This is a genomic window from Streptomyces alboflavus, from assembly GCF_000716675.1.
Taxonomy (GTDB): Bacteria; Actinomycetota; Actinomycetes; order Streptomycetales; family Streptomycetaceae; genus Streptomyces; species Streptomyces alboflavus.
Genome location: NZ_JNXT01000006.1, coordinates 57,897 through 77,954, shown reverse-complemented (window position 1 = coordinate 77,954; position 20,058 = coordinate 57,897). Strand labels below are relative to the sequence as shown.

The following is a 20,058-nucleotide window of genomic DNA, read 5'->3' as shown; positions in this document are numbered from 1 at the left end:
ACCAACTGCCTTGCCCGTCCGGGGCGCGCCCCCGGCACCGGCGGGGCGCGGGCCGAGGAGGCCGTCATGTCCCAGGAAGCCGTGCCCGAGCAGGCGCACGACCCGCTCGCGCCGGAGCAGCCCCGCGACGAGGTGGTGCCGGAGCAGGCTCGCGCGCAGGCACCGGCCGGTCAGCAGGGTGCGCCCAAGGGCCTGCTGCAGCAGATGGAGGAGCTCATGGCCGCGCTCAACGCGGATCTGACCCAACTGGACGCCGACCTCCAGCAGTCCACGCGGGGCCCTGCCGGGGAGGAACGGGGCCCTGCCGGGGAGGAGCGGGGTCGGGTCTGACGGGGGCCGTCGTTGCACCCGACGTCCCGGCCGCCGCACCCCCCGGCGGCCGGGTGCATCGGCGGCCGGGGCGGCGCCCAGAGCCGCCCACCCGCCCGATGCACCGTCCACCCCGTGGCACCGTCTACCCCCTGGCGCCGCCCGCCCCATGGCACCGCCTGCCCCGTCGCACCGCCGATCGCGCTGCGCGCTCGTCCTCAATCGCCGGACGGGCTCTTATCTGCCGACCTGGGCCGTGCCGCGCCCCAGACCAACTTGCCGACCCGGATCACACCTCGCCCCAACCCAACTTGCCGACCCGGGCCACGCCACGCCTCGCCTCGCCTCAGACCAACTTGCCGACCCAGATCACACCTCACCCCAACCCAACTTGCCGACCCGGGCCACGCCACGCCTCGCCTCGCCCCAGACCAAGCCGCCTCCCGGCCACACCTCACGCGCCCCGCCCTCAGCACGAGGGCGACTTGCCCTCCGATACCCGGTCGCACCTCCCCCGGTCCAAGGCGCCCCCGCCAGACACCGCATTGCGTTCGCGGGCCGCGAGTCTGCGGAGCATTTCGAGGACGCGGTCGCGGGACTCGTCGGCTGCGTCGATGGCTTCCATGCACTGCCAGTACACCCCCTCGTCCTCGGCGCCCATGGCCACCGTGACCAGGGCGATGCCGACTTCGCCGAGGAGGGCGCCGAGGCCGAGGAGGGTGTCGTGGGCGTCTCCTATCTCTGTCAGGCCCGCCGCGCGTATCTCCTGGGTCCCGGACTGGCGGGGGTCGAGGACGGCGCAGCCTCTGCCGCTGAGCTCGCTCAGGCCCAGCGCCTCGCCGCGTAACTCCGGCGGACCCGCGACCGCGAGGCGGCTGCCGATCGCCTGTGCCAGGGCCTGGGACTGCCACACCTCCGCCACGATGGCTGCGGACTCCTGACTCCGCGCCAGGGCGCACCTGCTCGCCTCGATGAGCCGCATCGCATCCATGCGCCGTCCCCATTCATCGCGCGCCCACTCACAGCACGTACATCCGAACTCCCCTATCCACTACCCACAGTGAGCGTCTTCAGGACGAAAAGCCAGAGGAAGCCTGAAATCTGTGGACAAAAAATCGACTGTGGACAATGCATCCACTCCGGAGAGTGACGATGAGGTGTCTTTGGGGGGCTTTCGGCATGTCCAACGGGCGGTGACGGCCGGGGATCACGGGGCGGATGGGCCCAGCTCCCCGGCGCACGCGGGCGCTACGGCGCCGGGAAGCGGTGCTCGTTCCGCTCGATCTTCGCCGCGAGCGCCTGGAGCGGGTCGATGCCGAGCACTTCGCAGAACTGGAGGAGATAGGCGAGGACGTCGGCGACCTCGTCCGTGACGCGGTGCGCCGAGTCCGGGTCGGCCATCACCCGCGCCGACTCCTCCGGCGTCAGCCACTGGAAGATCTCCACGAGTTCGGAGGCCTCCACGCTGAGTGCGGCGGCCAGGTTCTTGGGCGTGTGGTAGGGCTCCCAGTGCCGCGCGGCCGCGAACTCGGCCAGCCTGCGCTGCAGTCCCGCTACGTCTTGGTCTGTCACGGCTCAAGTCAACTACATCCCGGGCGCCCGCGATCTCGGCACCCGCGCGCGGCGGGCGACCGGCGCGCTCTCGGCACCCCCGTCCCCGGCCCGCCCCAGGTCCACCACCGTCACCCCGTCCGCCGTCGCGGCCCATGTCGCGTCGGCCACGGCGCCGATGAGGCGCAGATGGCCGCGGGCGCACATCCGGGCCGCGAGGTCCGCGAGGGCCCGCTTCTGGCGCTGGTCCAGGCAGCGGTCGAAGCCGTCGGCGAGGACGGTGAGGCTCTGGTAGGCCTCGGGGACCTCCGCCACCGGGTCGACCTCCAGGACGCGCGGTCCGGTGAGCAGCACCAGGGCGAGGGCGAGATAGCGCAGTTCGCCGTCGCCTAGCCGCCCGACGCAGGTGCGCACGCCGTCGCCGCGGTCGAGCAGGGCCCGCAGCTCGCCGTCGCGGGTCTCCTCGGCGAGGACGTCGGCGACCGGTCCCGCGCAGCCGGAGCGCAGCGCCGCCACGAGCTGGGCGTGCCGGTTGCCGCACTCGGAGCGGGTGCGCCACAGGACCTCCGCGAGGTTGTCGCAGCCGCCGAGCAGCCGGCCCGCGCCGACGAGTCCGGGCGGCACGGGCTCGCGCATGCGGCCGGGCCGCGGATCGCAGGTGAACACCGACCGCAGTGCCACGACGACCTGTTCGGCGGCGGCGAGCACCAGGCGCTGGCCGTCGGTCTTGCCCGCGACGCGCAGCGGGAGCAGGGCCGTGCCGAGCCGGTCGTCGGGCAGCGGCGCGCGGGTCACGGGCGCGGCGCCCGCGGTGTGCCAGGCGGCCTGGACGGCGCGGCGGCCGGGGTCGCGCTGCGCGGTCTCCAGGAGGGTCAGCCCGTCGCGCGTCAAGCGCTCGCCCGCGATGCGCAGTTCCGGTTCGGCCTGCACGGCGACGTCGAGCCGGACGGGCCCGGCGGGGCCGTCGACCGTACAGCCGATGCGGAAGCCGCGGCGGGCCTGGCCGTCGGCCCGCGCGCGTTCGGGCACGCAGCGGGCGGGCTCGGGGAACACGTCGATCAGCTCGACTCCGGCGCCGAGCAGCGCGAGCGCCTCGTACGCCCGCAGCGCGCTCGTCTTGCCGCTGCCGCTGGGGCCCGCGAAGAGCGTGAGCGGGCCGAGCGGGAACGCGGCGCCGCGGTGGCCCGCGAAGGCGGAGAGACGCAGTTCGGTGACGCGTGGCTTGGCCCGGGCCGTCGGATCCTGCGCGAGCGCCCGGCGGGAGTGCACAGTCATGAACGGAAGCTACGGGCCGGTGGACAAGCCGAACCGTTTTGCCCAAGCGACCTTCGCACGATCGGGGGATCGGCGGCCGAAGCCCCACGTGAGGGGGCGAGTTGGGCTAGATCACCATCGCGGCGGACGGCCATCGGGGCCCGGCTAGATGCCGGTCGCCGCCTCCACCAGGCCCTGCACCTCCGTGTCCGCCGGGGACAGCAGGAAAACGTTCTTCTCCACGCGGTGCATCCCGCAGCCGAGTCCGAAGACCACGCCGCTGCTGAAGTCGAGGACCCGCTTGGCGACTTCGGTCTCGGCGCCGGACAGGTCGAGCAGGACGGGGGTCTGCGCCATGAGGTGCTCGGCGACCTCACGGGCGTCCGCGAAGATGTTCACACGCGTCACGATGAAACGGCGGCGCGCTTCCGTCTCGGCGTCGGGCAGCGCCCGGTGTCCCGGCCACGACGGCCATTCGTTGCGGCCGCGCAGCGGTACGACCTGGGCGAGCCCTTCCCACTGTTCGTCGGTGGCTTCGTGGCTGGTCACAGAGCAACCCCGTCCTGGCTCGTCCTCAACGTCTGCACCAGGCAATTCTTGCGCAAGTCACCCGTTCGGCCCAACTGCGACACGTCCGCATGGCACGTCTCACACCTTCCGGGAACCCACCGGCGGCGGCGCGCGACCACCTGTCCGGTGCCGGGCGTCCGCTGCCCGCGCCGCCGGATCAGCCACGGGAGCGTCGATGGCAGACGAGCGTTCGTCCCTTTCGGGTACGTCGCCGAGTTCGCGTACGTCAAGCAGCGCACGTACGCCGGGTGCGTCCGGGGTGTGGCGGCCGCCACCCGCGCTCCTGGGGTTCCTCGTCCTGCTCGTCGTCGTCTTCGCCGTCGCGTATCAAGTCGGCTCGTCCGTGGGGCCGGTGGCACCGGGGATGCGGTCCTCGACGCCGGACGGCGGTGCGGGCGACGACAAGGACGGCGGCTCCGGCGGCGGTTCGGGCGGTGGCCACGGCGGCGGGCACGGAGGCCACGGCCAGTGACCCCCGAACCCACGGCCGCCGCCCCCGAGGCACCCGAGGCCCCCGGGACTCCTGAGGCCACCGTCACCACCGACCTGATCGTCGGCGGGATGACCTGTGCCGCCTGTGTGAACCGCGTCGAGAAGAAGCTCGGCAGGCTGGCGGGCGTCAGCGCGACCGTAAACCTCGCCACCGGCCGGGCCCGGGTGCGCCACCCCGTCGGCACCGGCACGGACGAGCTCGTCGCCGTCGTCGTACGCGCCGGGTACACCGCCGAGCCGCCCCCGCCGCCCGCACCGCCCACGCCCTCGTCGTCGGGGGCGGCGAAACCCGCTGCGGCGGGCGCCGACGAGGCGCGGGCCGAGCGGCAGCGGCTGCTGGTCACCGCGCTGCTCTCGCTGCCCGTGCTCGTCCTCTCGATGGTGCCCGCCTGGCAGTTCCGCAACTGGCAGTGGCTGTGCTTCATGCTGACGGCGCCGGTCGCGGTGTGGGGTGCGTGGCCCTTCCACCTGCGGGCGGTACGCGGCCTGCGGCACTGCGCCGCGACCATGGACACGCTGGTGTCGCTCGGCGTCGCGGCGTCCTTCTCCTGGTCGGCGTACGCGCTGTTCCTCGGCGGGGCGGGCGAGCCGGGGATGCGGATGCCGTTCGAGGTGCTTCCGTCGGCGGGCGGGGGCGCGCACGTGTATCTGGAGGCGGCCGTCGGCGTGCCGCTCTCGGTGCTCGCGGGGCGCTTCCTGGAGGCGCGGGCGCGGCACGGCACCGGGGCGGCGCTGCGGTCGCTGGCATCGCTCGCCGTCAAGGACGTCGCGGTACGGGACCCGGGTGGCGGTGAACGACGGGTGCCCGCCGGGGAGTTGCTGGTGGGGCAGGAGTTCGTCGTGCGGCCCGGGGAGCGGGTGGCCACCGACGGTGTGGTGGTGTCCGGGCACTCCGCACTCGACCTGTCCCTCGTGACCGGTGAGAGCGAGCCGGTCGAGGTCGGGCCCGGGCAGGACGTCGTCGGGGCCGCCGTCAACGAGAGCGGGCTGCTCGTCGTGCGGGCCACCGCCGTGGGCTCCGACACCCAACTCGCCCGCATCACCCGGATGGTGACGGAGGCCCAGGCCGGGAAGGCCCGCGCCCAGCGCGTCGCGGACGCCGCGGCGGCCGTCTTCGTCCCCGTCGTCCTCACGCTCGCCGTGACCGTCCTCGGGTTCTGGCTCGGCGCCGGGGCCGACCCGCAGGCCGCCGTCACCGCGTCCGTGGCCGTCCTCGTCGTCGCCTGTCCCTGCGCCCTGGGCCTCGCCACGCCCACCGCGCTGCTCGCCGCCACCGGGCGCGGCGCCCAACTCGGCGTCCTCGTCGGCGGACCGCGCGCCCTGGAGACGCTGCGCCACGTCGACACCGTCGTCCTCGACAAGACCGGCACGCTGACGACAGGGCACATGACCGTCACCCAGGTCACCGCCGCGCCGGACGGCCTGGGCCGGGACGCGGCACTGCGGCTCGCGGGGGCGGTGGAGCGGGGTTCGGAGCATCCGCTGGGGCGCGCGATCACGTCGTACGCCCGACAGGAGCTCGGTGAGGGGGAGTTGCCTGAGGTCGCGGATTTCCTGGCGCGGCCCGGGCGGGGTGTGCGCGGGGTCGTGGAGGGGCGGCTCGTGGAGGTGTGCTCGCCGGGGGCGGAGGCGGGGCCGGAAGGGGTGCCCGACGGCGGGGGCCACGCCCTCTCCGACGTCCTCGCCCGTGCGCTCGCCGACGCCGAGGCCGCCGCGCGGACCGTGGTCCTGGTGCGGGTGGACGGGGTCGTCGAGGCCGTCGTGGCCGTGGGGGACGTGCTGCGGGCCGGGAGTTACCGCGCGGTGGACCGGCTGCGGCGGCTCGGCGTGGAGCCGGTCCTCGCCACCGGGGACCGGGCGGCGACCGCGCACGCCGTGGCCGCCGAGCTGGGGATCCGCGAAGTGCACGCGCGCTGCACGCCCGAGGACAAGGCGGACCTCGTCGGGCGGCTGCGGGCCGAGGGCCGCCGCGTCGCCGTGCTCGGCGACGGCGTGAACGACGCGGCCGCGCTCGCCCGCGCCGACCTCGGCATCGCCATGGGCTGCGGCACCGACGCCGCGATCGGCGCGGCCGACGTGACGCTGGCCGCCGGTGACATCGGGGCCGCGGCCGTCGCGGTGCGGCTCGCCCGGCGCACCCTCGCCACCATCCGCGCCAACCTGGTCTGGGCGTTCGGCTACAACGCCCTCGCCGTACCGCTCGCCGCCGTCGGCCGCCTCGGCCCGATGACGGCGGCCCTCGCGATGTCGGCGAGCTCCCTGCTCGTGGTCGCGAACAGCCTGCGGCTGCGTACGTGGGAGCCGGTGCCGCGGAGTGCCGCGCGGGAGGCCGCGGGGCGGGAGCAGGCGGGGCGGGAACGGACGGGGCGGGAACGGACGGGGCGCGAGCGGGGCGGACCTCGGCGGGCCGCTCGGAAGAGGAGCTTCCAGTGAAGGCCCGTACGAGTGCCGGACTGAGTGCCGGTCGGAGTGCCGGTACGCCTGCCGGTACGCCTGCCGGACCGAGTGCCAGGTCGAGTGCCCCGCAGCGGGCCGCCGACGCCCCCGGCCGCACCGGCGAGGCGTACGCGCGCCTGCGCTCCGCGCTCCCCGGGGTCCTCGCCCCCGTCCTCGCCTGCGCGCTCGCCCTGTGCGGGCTCTCCGCGTGGGTCGCCGTCGGGGCGGCGGGTAGCCCCGCGCGCGTGACCGTCGACGACGGGCGGGTGTTCCTGCCGTACGGCGGCAAGGCGGAGACCGCGGCGTTCTTCCGGATCACCAACACCGGTGAGTCCGGCGACACGTTGCTGTCCGTCCGCTCGCCCGCGGCCACCGACGTCATGCTCAGCCGGACCGTGGAGCGGCCCGGGAACGTCGAGTCGATGCGGATGGTGGACTCGGCGGCCGTGCCCGCGCGGTCCGTCGTGCGGATGACGCCCGAGGGCCTGGACGTGATGCTGCGGCCCACCGGGTCGCTGCGGCTCGGCGACCGGGTGCCCTTCGTGCTGCGCTTCCGGCACGGCGGGGAGGTGACGGTGCGGGCCGTGGTGGTCAGGCCCGGCAGTTGAGCCCCCGCGGATCCGCCGCCCGCGTACGGGAACTCCCCGGCCCGTCCGTCCGACTACTGCCCCGGGACGGCGGCCGGGACGGGCCGAGGCAGGCCTGTACGGGCCGGAACAGGCCCAGGACCAGGGCCGGGAGAGGGGCGCGGGCGACCGATGGGTGGTCTGGACATACGCATGCGGGGCGTGACCTGCGGGCATGGGCGCGTGGTCGCCGTCGACGACGTGCATCTGGAGGTCGCCGCCGGGGAACGCGTGGCGCTCACCGGGACGAACGGGTCCGGAAAGTCCACGCTGCTGCGGGCCGTCCTCGGCCTGCATCGGCCTGCTGCGGGCAGCATTCTCGTCGGTGGCCGCGGGACCGCTTCCGCGGCGGACCGGGGGTGGCGGCGGCGGGCCTGTGCCTGGGTGCCGCAGAAGCCCGCGGCCGGGCGGTTCCCGCTGCTCGCGGGTGAGTTGCTGGACTCCGGTGGGGCGCCCGACGAAGCCGCGGAGGCGGCTCGGGGGCTGGGGGTGGGTGCGTTGCGGCGGCAGCCTCTGGACACGTTGTCCGGGGGGCAGTTGCAGCGGATGTATCTGGCGCGTGCCATCGGGTGTGTGGCCGCCGGGGCGGGGGTGCTGCTCGCCGACGAGCCCACTGCCGCGCTGGACTTCGCGGGGCAGGAGGAGGCCGCCGCGGCGCTCACCGCTCTGCCGGTCACGCTGGTCGTCGTCACGCATGACCGGGCGCTCGCCTCGCGCTGCGACCGCGTGCTCGACATGGCTGCCGGGCGGCTGCGGGAGGTGGAGCGGTGAGGCCCTGCCGGGGGCTCCCCAACCCCGCCCCTTCCCGTAACCAGGGGGCTGCCGCCCCCTGGACCCCCACTGTCGGCCTGAACGGCCTCGTCCTCAAACGCCGGACGGGCTGGAAGGTCGGACGGGGCGGGGTGGAAGTCCCGGGCGGGTGGGACGGACTCCCGCCGATCGCCGCCGCGCGACTCGCCCTCACACACCGGACCGGCTGGGGCGTCGGACGGGGTGGCGTGGAAATCCCGGCCGGGTGGGACGGACTCCCGCCGATCGCCGCCGCGCGACTCGCCCTCACACGCCGGACCGGCTGGGGGGTCGGGCGGAGCGGGGCAGGGGCCCCGGGCGGGTGGGACAGGCACCCGCAGATCCTCGGACGCCGGACCGGCGGGGCGAGTCAGGAGGCACCGCGATGACTGTTCTCGCCACCGCCGACGTCGGGCTGATGCTCGAACTCGTACCCGTGCAGCGGGCCGGATTCGCGTTGTTGCTCGCCTCCGTCGGGTTGCCGATCGTCGGGGTCGTGATCGTCGGGCTCGACATCATGCCGGTGCGGTTCGCGATGATGCACGTCGCGTTGCTCGGGATCGCCGTGGGGCTGCTCACGGGGCTCGACCCGATGCTGTGTGCGCTGGTGGCGTGTGCGCTCGCGGGTGCGGGGGTCGCGCCGCTGGCCAGGACGCCGGCCGGTCTTTCCGGGGCCATGGGGCTTCTAATGAGCATGGCCATCGCTGCGGCGCTGCTCGTCCTGTCCGTCTCCGGGGTCAACGCCTCCGGCGCGTTCGCGCTGCTGTGGGGGTCGATCCTGTCCGTCGGCAGCGCGGACATCGTCGTGGTCGGGGTGCTCGCCGTCGTCGTCCCGGCGCTGTTCTGGTGGCGGCGCCGCGACCTCGCGCTGCTCCTGTACGACCGTGAGCTCGCCCAGTGTTCGGGCGTGCGCGTCGGCCCGCTCACCGTCGTCCTGCTCGTCCTCGTCGCCGTCGCCGTGGCGGGCGCGATCAAGCTGACCGGGGCGCTGCTCGTGGACGCCCTCACCCTCCTTCCCGCCCTCGCCGCACGCCGTCTCGGCAAGCGGCTCACCACCATCGCGCTGTGGGCCGTGGCCATCGGCCTCACCGTCAACGTCACGGGCTTCCTCATCGCCCTCTGGCTGGACTGGCCGCCAGGGCCCGTCCTCGTCCTGACCGCGGGGGCCGTCGTCCTCGCCGTCCACCTCATTCCCGAACGGAGCATCACCTCATGGCGCGCACCGGCGTCCGCATCCCCCACACCCGCACGTCCGCCCTCCTCGCACTGAGCGCCGTCCTCGCCGTGACGGCCGCGGGCTGCGGCGACGACTCGTCCGACGGCGGCTCGGACAGCAAGAAGGACGGTCCCGTCGTGGTCGCCACCACCACCTGGGAGGGCGCCTTCGCCAAGGCCGCGGGCGCCAAGAACGTCACGGTCCTGGTCCCGTCGTCCACCCAGCACGCCCCCGACTACGACCCGAAGCCCTCCGACCTCGCCACCGTCGCGAAGGCCGACTTCGTGCTGTACGCGCCCTTCGAGCCGTACGCCGGCAAGATCAAGGACGCGGCCGGTTCCAAGGCCGAGCTGGTCAAGGTCGACCTCGACAACGACGCCACGAAGGTGCGCGGCGAGGTGACCCGGCTCGGCGGGCTCTTCGGCACCAAGGCCGCCGCGGCGAGCTGGACCAAGACCTTCGACCGCGAGTACGCCGCGCTCGCCAAGGACCTCAAGGCCGCCTGGCCCGGCGGCACGAGCCCGGCCGTCGTCAGCCAGGTGTTCACCACGTGGTCGGCCCGCATGGCGGGCGCGCGGACCGTCGGCACGTACGGGCCGGAGGCGGTCACCGCGGGGCAGCTCGCCAAGCTCTCCGCGAAGAAGCCCGCGTTCGTCCTCGACAACGCGCACATGTCCACGGGGAAGGTCCTCCCCGACTCCGGCGCCGCCCAGGTGAAGATCGTCAACTACCCCGGCGAGGACCTGGACCTGCTGCCGGTCTACCGGGACGCGGCCGCGGAGTTGAAGAAGGCGATGAAGGCGATGAAGGCGAAGAAGTGACCTCTGGGGCTCGGGGGCGCGGGGTGGCGGAGTGAGAAGCCGGGCGCGCCGGGCGTAGTGACAGCGGGGGCGGTGGCCGGGGATGTTCTCCCCGGCCGCCGCCCCCGCCCTTGTCCCTGTCCGGCCGCCGCCCCCGCCCTTGTCCTTGTCCGGCCGCCGCCTGCCTCAGGCCCGCGCCGCCCGCTCCCGCAGCGCCGCGCGGTCCGGCTTGCCCGCCGGAGTCAGCGGCAACTCCTCGACGAGCAGCAGCCGTTCGGGGTGCTTGGCGCGGTCCAGGCCGCACCCGGTGAGGTGCAGGACCAGGTCGTCCAGCGTCGGCGCCGCGGGCCCGGACGCGCGGGACACCGGCACCACGCAGGCCGCGAGCCGCTCCCCCATCACCGGGTCGGGCACGCCGACGCACACCACGTCACGTACCAGCGGATGCGCGCTCAGCTCCCGCTCGACCTCCGCGGGGCTGATGTTGGCGCCGCCGCGGATCACCACGTCCTTGAGGCGGCCGACGACGTGCAGGACGCCGTCCGCGTCGAGGAGGCCCAGGTCGCCGGTGCGGACCCAGCCGTCGGGGGTGCGGTAGCGGGCGTCGAGCTCGGGGGCGCCGACGTAGCAGAGCGGGGTCATCGGGCCGCGCGCGACGATCTCGCCGACGGCGCCTTCCGGGAGGGGCTCGTGGGTGGCGGGGTCGGCGACGCGGATGTCGGCGACGCGGGGGTCGGGGCGGCCCGCGACGATGCCGTGACGGTTCCCGAGGCCGCCGTCTCGTTGCCCGTCCACGGATCCGGATCCGGCTCCGGCTCCGGCTCCGGCTCCGGTGGAGCCCTGCTCCTCCGGATCTCCCAGTCCCGTATGGCAGTTGACGCCGTCCGCCGAGCCGTAGAGGTTCACGACGGGGCAGCCGAAGGCGTGGCGGGCCTCGGCGGCCGTGGTGGCGTCGAGAGGGGAGCCGCCGAGGACGAGGGCCGTCGGCGCGGGCAGTTTCCCGGCGCCCTCCTGGTCCTGTTCCCGCTCCTGTTCGAGGCGGTCGAGGATCATGCGGGCCATCGTCGGGACGCCGAGGACGTGGGTGGGTTCGTGTTCCCGTACGGCGGCGACGGCGGCCTCGGGCGTGAAGTGGTCGAGCAGGACGAGCGTGCCGCCGTGCCGGGCGAGCGCGACGGCCGTGCCGTTGGAGCCGAACGCGGAGGCCAGCGGCACCAGGAAGAGGCAGCGCGGCGGCTGTGCCGGGTCCGGCATCAGCGAGGCGAAGAAGTTGCCGCGGCCCCCGGCGAGGGCGTTGTGGGAGTACGCGACCATCTTCGGCTCGGCCTCGGATCCCGAGGACACCAGGATGCGGGCGGGGCCGTCCGGGTCGGGGCGCGCGGCCACGAACGCCGCCGGGTCGGAGCGCAGCAACTGGGCGAAGGGGACGGCGCCTTCGGGGACAGCGCCGGGGCCGACGGCTATGACGTGGCGGAGCGGTGCGGGGGCGGCGGTGCCGGACCGGTCGGACGCCGGAAGGCCGCCGTGGGTCTCGGCCGTCGAGGCGAGGAGTGCCGCCGCCGGGTGGGCCCCGCGGTGCTCCGCGGCGGCGATGACGGCCACCGCCTCCGCGCGCCGCAGCAGGCTCATGGCCTCCGCTGCGCCGCGGCCGACGGGGAAGGGCAGGGCGACCGCGCCGATCGCCGCGAGGGCGAGGTCGGCGATGACCGCCGCACGGGCGTTGGGGAGTTGGACACCGACGACGTCCCCGGGCGTGACGCCGAGCTCTCTGAGCCCGACGGCCAGACATCGGACCTTGCGGTCCAGGGCGGTGTAACAGAGCTTGCCCTTGGCGTCGATGACGGCCGTGCGGTGCAGATCGCTGATCTGCCGGGCCCGGAACAGGCTGTACAGGTCGAGGTCGGGGCAGGTGCCGTCGACCGCCCAGGCACGGCGGAGGGAGGCGGGCAGGAGGTCGTTCAGGGGGTGGGGCATACAGGCTCCTGGGAGGGAGAAGGCGAGGTCGTGAGGCTGCGGGGCGTCACGGGCGGTCCCGTGCGGTGGCCGCGGGGTGCGGTGGGCGTCAGGAGAAGGCCCACGGGTCGGGGACGACGGGCGCCCCGTGCGTGTCGCGCCCGATGGAGCCCCCGATGGAGCCCGTGCGGCGCGCGCCGGTGTGCAGGGCCGCGAGGTCGGTGGTGACCGGGGTCGCGGTCAGGCCGTGGGAGCGGAGCAGGTCCAGGGCCTCGGTGGTGGGCAGGGTGCTCAGGTCGTACGCCGACGCGGCCGCCGCGCAGGTGTCGGTCGGGGCGAGCCAGCCGTCCGCCGTGCGCAGGGGGCGGCGGAAACCGGCGGGCGGGCGGGGGTCGTCGCCGCGGGCCGCGCGGCGCAGGGCGGGGGCGGTGAGGGTGTCGGCGGCGCCGAGGAGGGAGGAGTCGACGCGGACGCCGCGGCCGCCGTTGCGCTCGCGCAGAAGCAGCCCGGCGAGAACGGCTTCCGCGCCGAGGAGGCCGCCGAGCACGTCGAGGAGGGTCATCAGGGAGGGCGCGGGCGGCTCGTCGGCCGGGCGGACCGCCGCGCCGACGGCCGTGCGGGCCTGGACCATGAAGTCGGTGCCCATGGGGGCGTCGTCGAGCCGGTCGCCCCAGCCGCTCGTGTACGCGTACACCAGGCCCGGGTTGACGGCGGTGAGGTCGGCGGCGTCGAGGCCGAGCTGAGCGGCCTTGCCGGGGGCCCAGTTGTGCAGGAACACGTCGGCGTCGGCGACGAGTTCGCGCAGGCGGCGGCGCCCCGAGGGGGACTTGATGTCGGCCTCGACGGCGCGCTTGCCGCGGTTCAGGGCGAGCCAGCGGGCCGAGACGCCGCCGCAGGCGGGCGGCATGCCGCGCAGGGGGTCGCCGCCCGGCGGCTCGATGCGGACGACGTCGGCGCCGAGGAGGCGGAGCAGGTGGGCGGCGAGGGGGGCCTGGATGCGGCGGCCCGCCTCCAGGACGGTGATCCCGGTCAGCGGGAGGTCCGGGGTGGGGAGTTGGTGGCCCCGCCGCCCGGGCGCGGCGGCGGCCGGGCCGAGCCGCGCCAGGGACCAGGGCGCGGCGCCGTCGTGCTCGGCAGCCCGCTCCTGGAGGGTGCGCAGGGCGCAGACCTCGGCGCCGGAGGTGGCCGCGGCCTGCCGGACGCGCGCCCACGCGTGGGCGCGGGCCGTGGCGTGCAGGGCCTCGGGGAAGGGCGCGCAGGCGGTGGCGTACCGGAACTGGAAGGGCCGCCAGCCGGCCCGTATCGCCTCGCCCGGCGCGTCCAGGGCCCGCCAGAACGCGGCCCAGGCGCCGGGGTCGAGGGTCTCCAGCTCGAAGCGGGTGCCGTCGGCGGAGGTGAACGGGGGCCCGCCCGGGGCGATGCGGGCGGCCTCGTCCTCGTCGGCGCCGGTGGCGGCGAGGTACTGCGACACGGCGAGCAGGCCCGCGCGGGCCGCGCTGGTCGTGACCCGCCCGGCCGCGTGGGCGTTCCCGCCTCGCGCCTGCGCGAGGAGTTGGGCGAGCAGCCCCTGCACGGCCAGGACGCCCGCGGCGGTGGCCGCGTAGTCGGCGCCGAGTCCGCGGGGGCCGTCGTCCCGGCGTCCGTGCACGGACATGATGCCGGTGGCGGCCTGGACCGTGGCCTCGTCGGGGGTGGGGTGCGCTTCGCGGGGGTGGGGGGTTGCCTGCGGCGCGCCCACCGCGTCGCGCGACGGCGCCGTCCGGGCGTCCGCCCAGTGCACCTCCGCCGTGACCGGGCCGAATCCGCCGCCGGTGAGGACGACTTGGGCGTGGGTGCCGGGGGTGGCTTCGGTTCCGGTGGTCCCGGCAGGCGTCGCGGTCCCGGGGGCCTCCGCCGTACCGGCCGTATCGGCCGTATCGGCTGTCTCCGCCGTATCGGCTGCCTCGGCCGCCTCGGCCGTCTCCGCACCGAGCAGGCGCAGATGCTCGGTCACGACCCGTGTCAGCTCCGGTGGCCCTGAGATGTCGCAGCGCAGCGACTCCAGGGGCCGGGCGGCGGTGCGCACTGTGGTGAGGGGTGGTGACGTCATGTCAGTCGTGTCTCCTCTCCCGGTGCGGGGGCAGCCCCCGCCGGGGTCGTTCCGAACGCGGGAACCCGAGGCCGTCGGCACCCGACCAGTTCCTTGGAAGACAGTCGGGCGCCCGGGCCCGCGGGTTCCCGGTGAAACAGAGGAAGCGGTGGGAGCGGTGGGAGCAGAGCACGTGGTCGGCGGGGTGGCGGAGGCGGTCGAGCCATGCGGGGACACGACCCGGCCGTGGGTGGGGGCGGCGCCCCCTGCCGACGGCGCCGCGTCCCTCCCCGAGCGCGTCGGCGCGTTCGTACGCGAGCACGTGATGCCGTACGAGGACACCCTGGACGCGGGCGGACCCGCGGCCGACGCCGTGCTGCGGTCCCTGCGGGAGCGGGCCCGGCGGGCCGGACTCTGGGCGCTGCCGCTGCCCGCCGAACTGGGCGGGCAGGGGCTCGGCCTGGCCCGGTACGCGACGTTCGCCGAGGCGGAGGGCGCCAGCGACCACGGGCCCGCCGCGCTCGGCTCCGCGCCGCTCCTCGATGTGACGATGCTGCGCCGCCACGGCACCGCACGGGTCCGCGAGGCGTATCTCACCCGGCTCGTCTCGGGCGAGCTCCGCACCTGTTACGCGATGACGGAGCCCGACGTGCCCGGCACCGACCCCTTCCTCACCGGCACCCGCGCCACCCTCCGGCCGGACGGCAGTTGGCGCCTGACCGGCCGCAAGTGGTTCACGTCCGGGGCGGGCGGCGCGGACCTCGTCACCGTGCTCGCCCGCACCGATGGCGCGCCGCCGGACCGCGAAGGCCTTTCGCTGTTCCTCGTGCCCACGGCGTCGCCCGGCTTCCGTGTCGTGCGCGAACTGCCCGTGCTCGGGGCGGGCGGCCAGTGGGAGATCGAGTTCGACGGCGTACGGGTGCCGGGCGACCATCTCGTCGGGGCGCGGGGCGCCGCTCTCGCCGTCGCCGGTGAGCGGCTCCAACTCGGCCGTACGCTGCGCTGTCTGCGCTGGCTCGGGCAGGCGCAGCGGGCCTTCGACCTGATGGCCGCGCGCGCGGTCGCCCGTACGGGGTCCCGTGGGCCGCTCTCGGCGCACCAACTCGTCCAGCGCCACGTCTTCGAGTCGCTCCTCGCGCTGCGCACGGCACGGCCGCTGGTGCACGAGGCCGTGGCGCGGCTCGTGGCCGAGGAGGACGCGCACGTCGAGGTGGGCCTCGCGAAGGTCGCGGCGGCGCGCACGCTGCAGCAGGTCGTGGACGCGGCGGTCCAGGTGCACGGCGCGGCCGGCCTCGGCCCCGACACCGCGCTGCCCGCGCTCCTTCGCACGGGGCGCGCGGCGCGGATCCTCGACGGGCCCGACGAGTTGCACATCACGTCGGTGGCTCGGCGGGTGCTGGGCGGGTACGTCTAGCCTTCGGCGGTTGCTGGGACGGAGCGCCGTCGGACGACGCCCCCGTCCGCCGCCTCACGCTTCGCGTGGGTCCACCACGCCTGTCAGCGCGGCGAGACCCAGGGCCAGGAAGAAGTCGCCCCAGATGAGCTCGTGCTGGACGGCGGTTCCGGTGGCCGCGTCGTGGCAGCCGTGGAGGAGCATGCCGGGCGGGGGGACGGGGGCGCCGATGGTGGGGGCTTCTCCGGTCTCGGAGGCGGCCTCGGATGCGGCCTCGGAGGCGGCCTCGGAGGCGGTCCCGGTGCCGGTCAGGTGGGCGGTGGCCAGGCGGTGGAGGACGGCCTCCGCTCGGCGGGCGCAGGCCTCTTGGCCGGGCTGCGTCGCGAGTTTGAGCAGGGCTACGGCGGTGATGGCCGCGGCGGAGGTGTCGAGGGGGCCGTCGGGGTGGGATTCGTCGGCGGGTGGGACGAGAGGGGTTGCCGGGGGCGGGGAGTGGGGTGTCCGGGTGGGGTGCGCCTCGTCCGCGGTCGGTTCGGGCTCCGGTGCGCCCAGCCTGGTGGCTGTCGCGCGCAGGCGGTCCGGGCATGCCACCGCGCCGCCGGGTCCCGTCAGCGCGTCCGCGACGGCGAGGAGCAGCCAGGCGCGGCCGCGGCTCCAGCCGGGGGCGGGTTCGGCGAGGGGGTGCCAGCCGGTGGCGGGGTCGTGACGCCAGGCGGGGGCGAGCCGCCCGTCGTTCCCGACGCACAGCTCCAGGTGCCGGTGCAGGTGTGCGGCCGCCGCCTCCTTGCCCCGTGGCCCCGCCGAGGCGAGCAGCGGGACAAGCCCCGGTGCCCCGTCCGCGCGGGCGAGCAGGCGGGGGCCGCCGAAGGCCGACCCCCAGGGGACCAGGCCGAGTTCGGAGTCGAAGGCGGTGAGGCAGGCGTGGGCCGCGCGGGCGCGGAGGGGGTCGGCGGGCGCCGAGCCGGTGGCGAGCGCGGTGCCGTACCAGAGGATCAGGCCGCGCGTCGCGGTGTCGGCGTCGGCCCAGTCGGCGAGGCGCGCGGTGCAGGCCTCGGCGGCGGTCCGGTGGGCCGGGTCGCCCGTGTACCGCGCCCGCAGCCAGAGCAGTCCGGCCCAGAAGCCGCCCGTCCAGGAGCCCCGCCGGGTGGTCGTCCAGGTGCCGGTGCCCGGGTCGGCGGACAACGGGAAGCGGGGGCCGACCTCGGCGAGGGTCACGGCGACCCGCCCGAGGACGGCCTCCAGGGCGCCCCCGGCCCACCCGTCCGCCATCCCGCTCGGCCGCTCACCCATCCTGCTCTCCAGTCGCCGTCAGCCGTGTCTCGTGTCCCGTCACCTGTGTCCCGTCACCCGTGCCCCGGCCCCTGCGCCTTGGACCCGGTGTCTCCGGCCCCGCGCCCCCGTTCCCGTACCGCCCACGTCAGTGCCACCGCGCCCGCCGCCGCGAACTCCGCCGTCACCAGGGTCCAGCCCCAGCCGTAGTGGCCGGCGGAGGCAAGGAGGCCGAAGAGGGGCGGGCCCAGGGCGAAGCCCGCGAAGAAGCCCGCCGAGACCAGGGCGGAGTCCTGGCCCGCCCGGCCCGGTGCCGCGCGCTGCATGACCAGGACCATCGACACCGCGTTGGCCGACACCGCGAACACGCCCACCGCCACCGCGCCCGGCCACACCAGCGCGGCCAGCGCCGCCGCCCCGGCCAGGAGCAGTGCCGCGCCGACCGCGCCCGCCGCGAGCAGGCCCGGCAGCCACTCCGCGCGGCCGGGCGTCGCCGCCTTGGACCAGGCGACGCGGCCCACGACCCCGGACACCCCGAGCACCGCCACCAGCGCCCCGGCCGCGCCGGGACCCAGGTCGAGGCGGTGCGCCCCGTACAGCGCCAGGTAGGTGTTGACAGAGGCGATGCCGCAGCCGAGCAGGAGCGAGAAGCCCGCCAGCCAGGCGATGGTGCCGCGCGGCACGAGGGCCGCCGGTGGCGCGCCGGTCCGTGCGGGCGCGTCCTGCGGCAGCGTGCGCAGCGCCCACGCCGCCGTCACCACCGCCGCGCCCGCTGCCGTCCACACCGCGCCCCGCCAGCCGAGCCACCCGGCCAGCGCCGCGAGCGGCAGGCCCGCGGCGAACGCGCCCAGTTGGACGCCCGACTGCTTCATACCGGTCACCGCGCCCCGGCGCGCCGGTTCCACCGACGCCAGGATCGCCTTGTTCGTCGCCGGGTTCGCGAGCGCCTGCGGCAGCCCGCCGAGGGCCACCGCCGCCAGCAGGAAGCCCGCGCCGGGCGCCGCGCCGATCAGGGCGAGCGCCACAGCCGAGAGGAGGAGCAGCGCCGCCAGCGCGCGGCGCGGGCCCACACGGTCCACGATCCGGCCGCCCGCGGGCGAAAGCACGGCCGCGGTGCCGAAGCCGATCGTCGTGGTCAGGCCCAGCACCGTGGGCGAGATGTCCAACTCGTCCACCAGACGTGGGCCGAGCGCTCCGAGCAGGAAGAGCTGGAGCATGGAGAACGCCATGGCGCAGGTGAGGAGGGCGGTGGGGAGGGGGCGTGTCTGCGGGGGTGCGGAGGTTGGCCGCCCGGTTCGTTGGGGGTCCGAGGTCTTCGGCTGGGGCTGGGAGCCGTGCGGCTCCGGACGGGGCTTGGTGGTGTTCGTCGGGGGCTGTCGCTCGGTGCCGTCCGGCTTCGGGCCCGGCTCGGGCTCCGGGTGCGGACGAGGCTGCGGCTCGACGGCCCCCGGCTGGGACTGCGGCTCAGCGGCCTCCAGCTGCGGCTGTCGCTCGGCGCCTTCCAGCTGCGGACCCGGCTCGGGCTCCGGGTGCGGACGAGACTGCGGCTCGACGGCCCCCGGCTGAGACTGCGGCTCAGCGCCCTCCAGCTGCGGCCGCCGCTCGGTGCCCTCCATCTTCGGACCCGGCTCGGGCTCCGGGTGCGGACGAGGCTGCGGCTCGACGGCCCCCGGCTGGGACTGCGGCTCGGCGGCCCCCGGCTGGGACTGCGGCTCGGCGCCCTCCAGCTGCGGCTGTCGCTCGGCGCCTTCCAGCTGCGGCTCCCGCTCAAGCCCCGCCTCCGCCCCACGCCCCGCCGCCCCCGGCCCACGCCCCGCGTGCTCCGGTCCGGCCCCCGCCTGCTCCGTCCCCACTCAGCCGCCCCCAGGAAGTCTCGTACCGCCGGACAAATCCACCGAGTTCACGCCGTACCGCACCGCGCGCGCCCACGTCTCGGGCACATCGTGGCCCAACGCGCCTCCGCAGGAGTCGGATCCGTTCCCTCCGGGGTTCCCGGGCGCCTTCGTGACCCCGGCCACACGTCGGCCGCATCCGAGCCGGGACCCGTGCGGCGCCCGGCCTCCGCGCGCCTCGTGACGGAACATTCCGGACCCGCCCGTTGCCGCCGCGAGGCGGATGCAAAGATGAGGCCGCCATGACTGGGGGCCGAAGCTGTCGCGCGGTACGGGCTGCGGTGTTCGCGGCCGCCTGTGTGCTGCTCGCTGCCACCGGCCACGCCCTGATGTCGTCGGCGCCGCTGCCCTGGTGGGCGCTGCCCGGCGCGGGCGGCGCCACGTTCGCGGGCGCCTGGCTCGTCGCCGGGCGCGAACGCGGCGTCCTCGCCGTCACCTCCGCGTCCGTCGTGGCCCAGGCCGCGCTGCACACGTGGTTCTCGCTGGCGCAGGCCATGGCACAGTCCTCGCCGGGCGGCGCGTCCGTCGCCCAGCAGTGGGCGCGTCATCTGCTGTGCGGAGCGGGCGGTACGGGGATGCTGCCGGAGGCGGACGCCGTGCGCGCCGTCACCGACGCGGGCCTCGCCGACCGCCTGAACGGGCCGCCGCCGGGGCACACCCGGCACTCCATGGGCATGCAGGAAACCCTGGGCGCGGGCGGCACGGGGGGGCGCGGGCAACGCCCACGCCTCCATGGGGCACGGCACGTCCGGCATGCATGACTCGTCCGGCGCCCTCTCGGGCTCGGGATCGGGGTCGGGCTCCGGCATGGCCGACATGACCGGCATGCCTGGGATGCCCGGCATGCACTCCGGGCACGACATGGGCGGCATGTCCCCGCTCGGCATGCTCGCCGCGCACCTCCTGGCCGCGCTCCTGTGCGGCCTGTGGCTCGCGTACGGCGAGCGCGCCGCGTTCCGCGTCGGCCGCGCCGTCGCGGGCTGGCTCGTCGCCCCGCTGCGGCTCGCCCTGCGCCTGCCGCAGCCCCCGCACCGGCCGCGGCTGCGCCCGCGCCGTGACTTCGGCGCCCGCCGCGCGCGGCGGCTGCTGCTCGTCCACGCCATCACGTCCAGGGGTCCGCCCCTCGGGATCGCTGTCGTCTGACAGCTGGTTTCCCCCGACCCGCCACGGCACCGCACGGCGCTCGCACGGCATCCGCTCGGCACGGTACGGCTTCACCTCGCACACCCGGCTCGGCGCCCCACGGCTCCGCGCCCGTGCCGTCGTACCCGCCGTCGGACCGCGTACCGCCCGCGCGCGTCCCACCCCCGCACGCCGCACCGCGGCACGCGGTGGCACGCACGCCCCGAGCAGGTCGGGCACCGGCCCGCGCCGCCCTCACGGCGCCGGGCCGCGACACCTCACCGGCCCCGCCGTGCGCGCGGCCGGATCCCGATATCC

General features: G+C 76.1%; 17 protein-coding genes and 1 pseudogene. 10 read left to right on the top strand and 8 right to left on the bottom strand.

Features of this window, described 5'->3' with window-relative positions; all coding sequences use genetic code 11:
* Positions 1-66 precede the first annotated feature (66 nt).
* Complete coding sequence (locus OO63_RS07120) at positions 67-330, top strand: hypothetical protein (RefSeq protein ID WP_051810630.1); 264 nt, start codon at positions 67-69, stop codon at positions 328-330.
* A gap of 448 nt (positions 331-778) precedes the next feature.
* On the opposite strand, the gene OO63_RS07115 is transcribed toward OO63_RS07120, so the two are convergent.
* From OO63_RS07115 to OO63_RS07100, 4 genes are all read right to left on the bottom strand, one after another.
* Positions 779-1,300: a DUF6099 family protein gene (locus OO63_RS07115; protein ID WP_030357266.1), complete on the bottom strand. Its 522-nt coding sequence runs from the start codon at positions 1,298-1,300 to the stop codon at positions 779-781.
* 257 nt (positions 1,301-1,557) lie between these two features.
* Complete coding sequence (locus OO63_RS07110) at positions 1,558-1,881, bottom strand: nucleotide pyrophosphohydrolase (protein WP_030357267.1); 324 nt, start codon at positions 1,879-1,881, stop codon at positions 1,558-1,560.
* A gap of 12 nt (positions 1,882-1,893) precedes the next feature.
* Complete coding sequence (locus OO63_RS07105; protein WP_051810629.1) at positions 1,894-3,135, bottom strand: AAA family ATPase; 1,242 nt, start codon at positions 3,133-3,135, stop codon at positions 1,894-1,896.
* A 144-nt stretch (positions 3,136-3,279) separates the two neighbouring features.
* Positions 3,280-3,663: a cell division protein SepF gene (locus OO63_RS07100; RefSeq protein WP_030357269.1), complete on the bottom strand. Its 384-nt coding sequence runs from the start codon at positions 3,661-3,663 to the stop codon at positions 3,280-3,282.
* Between the two features lie 196 nt (positions 3,664-3,859).
* Between OO63_RS07100 and OO63_RS07095 the strand changes: the two genes are divergently transcribed.
* The 6 genes from OO63_RS07095 to OO63_RS07070 all read left to right on the top strand — a co-directional run bounded on the left by OO63_RS07095 (position 3,860) and on the right by OO63_RS07070 (position 10,064).
* Positions 3,860-4,156, top strand: coding sequence for a hypothetical protein (locus OO63_RS07095; RefSeq protein ID WP_234311079.1), 297 nt, complete (start codon positions 3,860-3,862; stop codon positions 4,154-4,156).
* A gap of 89 nt (positions 4,157-4,245) precedes the next feature.
* Positions 4,246-6,609, top strand: coding sequence for a heavy metal translocating P-type ATPase (locus OO63_RS07090; protein ID WP_078618996.1), 2,364 nt, complete (start codon positions 4,246-4,248; stop codon positions 6,607-6,609).
* On the top strand, positions 6,606-7,220 hold the full coding sequence (locus OO63_RS07085) for a copper chaperone PCu(A)C (protein WP_234311080.1): 615 nt from the start codon (positions 6,606-6,608) through the stop codon (positions 7,218-7,220). Before OO63_RS07090 ends, OO63_RS07085 begins: the two co-directional genes overlap by 4 nt.
* Positions 7,221-7,370: 150 nt before the next feature.
* Positions 7,371-8,009, top strand: a complete 639-nt coding sequence (locus OO63_RS07080; RefSeq protein WP_030357273.1) for an ATP-binding cassette domain-containing protein — start codon at positions 7,371-7,373, stop codon at positions 8,007-8,009.
* A 403-nt stretch (positions 8,010-8,412) separates the two neighbouring features.
* A complete protein-coding gene (locus OO63_RS07075) occupies positions 8,413-9,297 on the top strand; it encodes a metal ABC transporter permease (protein WP_030357274.1) in 885 nt (294 codons plus the stop codon).
* Positions 9,240-10,064 (top strand): metal ABC transporter solute-binding protein, Zn/Mn family, encoded by an 825-nt coding sequence (locus OO63_RS07070; RefSeq protein ID WP_030357275.1) that lies wholly within the window; start codon positions 9,240-9,242, stop codon positions 10,062-10,064. The genes OO63_RS07075 and OO63_RS07070 overlap by 58 nt, the downstream gene beginning before the upstream one ends.
* Positions 10,065-10,229: 165 nt before the next feature.
* Here the strand turns inward: OO63_RS07070 and OO63_RS07065 are convergent, their stop codons facing one another.
* Positions 10,230-12,017 (bottom strand): class I adenylate-forming enzyme family protein, encoded by a 1,788-nt coding sequence (locus OO63_RS07065; RefSeq protein ID WP_030357276.1) that lies wholly within the window; start codon positions 12,015-12,017, stop codon positions 10,230-10,232.
* Positions 12,018-12,105: 88 nt separating this feature from the next.
* Positions 12,106-14,085: a CoA transferase gene (locus tag OO63_RS07060; RefSeq protein ID WP_030357277.1), complete on the bottom strand. Its 1,980-nt coding sequence runs from the start codon at positions 14,083-14,085 to the stop codon at positions 12,106-12,108.
* 229 nt (positions 14,086-14,314) lie between these two features.
* Here OO63_RS07060 and OO63_RS07055 point away from each other — a divergent pair, with 229 nt between their 5' ends.
* Positions 14,315-15,478: an acyl-CoA dehydrogenase family protein gene (locus tag OO63_RS07055; protein WP_030357278.1), complete on the top strand. Its 1,164-nt coding sequence runs from the start codon at positions 14,315-14,317 to the stop codon at positions 15,476-15,478.
* A 54-nt stretch (positions 15,479-15,532) separates the two neighbouring features.
* On the opposite strand, the gene OO63_RS07050 is transcribed toward OO63_RS07055, so the two are convergent.
* Together OO63_RS07050 and OO63_RS47545 are read right to left on the bottom strand one after the other, a co-directional pair.
* Complete coding sequence (locus OO63_RS07050; protein ID WP_030357279.1) at positions 15,533-16,747, bottom strand: hypothetical protein; 1,215 nt, start codon at positions 16,745-16,747, stop codon at positions 15,533-15,535.
* Between the two features lie 53 nt (positions 16,748-16,800).
* The gene (locus tag OO63_RS47545; protein WP_346009318.1) at positions 16,801-18,579 is read right to left on the bottom strand and encodes an MFS transporter; all 1,779 of its coding nucleotides are present in this window, start codon (positions 18,577-18,579) and stop codon (positions 16,801-16,803) included.
* Positions 18,580-18,860: 281 nt separating this feature from the next.
* On the opposite strand from OO63_RS47545, the gene OO63_RS07040 reads away from it, so the two are divergent.
* Together OO63_RS07040 and OO63_RS41370 are read left to right on the top strand one after the other, a co-directional pair.
* Positions 18,861-19,379, top strand: coding sequence for a hypothetical protein (locus OO63_RS07040; RefSeq protein ID WP_157853958.1), 519 nt, complete (start codon positions 18,861-18,863; stop codon positions 19,377-19,379).
* 94 nt (positions 19,380-19,473) lie between these two features.
* Positions 19,474-19,761: pseudogene (locus OO63_RS41370) on the top strand (hypothetical protein); the annotation flags it as partial.
* Between the last annotated feature and the right edge of the window lie 297 nt (positions 19,762-20,058).

Bases quoted from the DNA above. Each gene is read 5' to 3' on its own strand.
- OO63_RS07060 (WP_030357277.1), bottom strand. From the start codon at position 14,085: ATGACGTCACCACCCCTCACCACAGTGCGCACCGCCGCCCGGCCCCTG.
- OO63_RS07040 (WP_157853958.1), top strand. From the start codon at position 18,861: ATGACTGGGGGCCGAAGCTGTCGCGCGGTACGGGCTGCGGTGTTCGCG.
- OO63_RS07065 (WP_030357276.1), bottom strand. From the start codon at position 12,017: ATGCCCCACCCCCTGAACGACCTCCTGCCCGCCTCCCTCCGCCGTGCC.
- OO63_RS07095 (WP_234311079.1), top strand. From the start codon at position 3,860: ATGGCAGACGAGCGTTCGTCCCTTTCGGGTACGTCGCCGAGTTCGCGT.
- OO63_RS07090 (WP_078618996.1), top strand. From the start codon at position 4,246: ATGACCTGTGCCGCCTGTGTGAACCGCGTCGAGAAGAAGCTCGGCAGG.
- OO63_RS07115 (WP_030357266.1), bottom strand. From the start codon at position 1,300: ATGGATGCGATGCGGCTCATCGAGGCGAGCAGGTGCGCCCTGGCGCGG.
- OO63_RS07080 (WP_030357273.1), top strand. From the start codon at position 7,371: ATGGGTGGTCTGGACATACGCATGCGGGGCGTGACCTGCGGGCATGGG.
- OO63_RS07050 (WP_030357279.1), bottom strand. From the start codon at position 16,747: ATGGGTGAGCGGCCGAGCGGGATGGCGGACGGGTGGGCCGGGGGCGCC.
- OO63_RS07075 (WP_030357274.1), top strand. From the start codon at position 8,413: ATGACTGTTCTCGCCACCGCCGACGTCGGGCTGATGCTCGAACTCGTA.
- OO63_RS07120 (WP_051810630.1), top strand. From the start codon at position 67: ATGTCCCAGGAAGCCGTGCCCGAGCAGGCGCACGACCCGCTCGCGCCG.
- OO63_RS07070 (WP_030357275.1), top strand. From the start codon at position 9,240: ATGGCGCGCACCGGCGTCCGCATCCCCCACACCCGCACGTCCGCCCTC.
- OO63_RS07105 (WP_051810629.1), bottom strand. From the start codon at position 3,135: ATGACTGTGCACTCCCGCCGGGCGCTCGCGCAGGATCCGACGGCCCGG.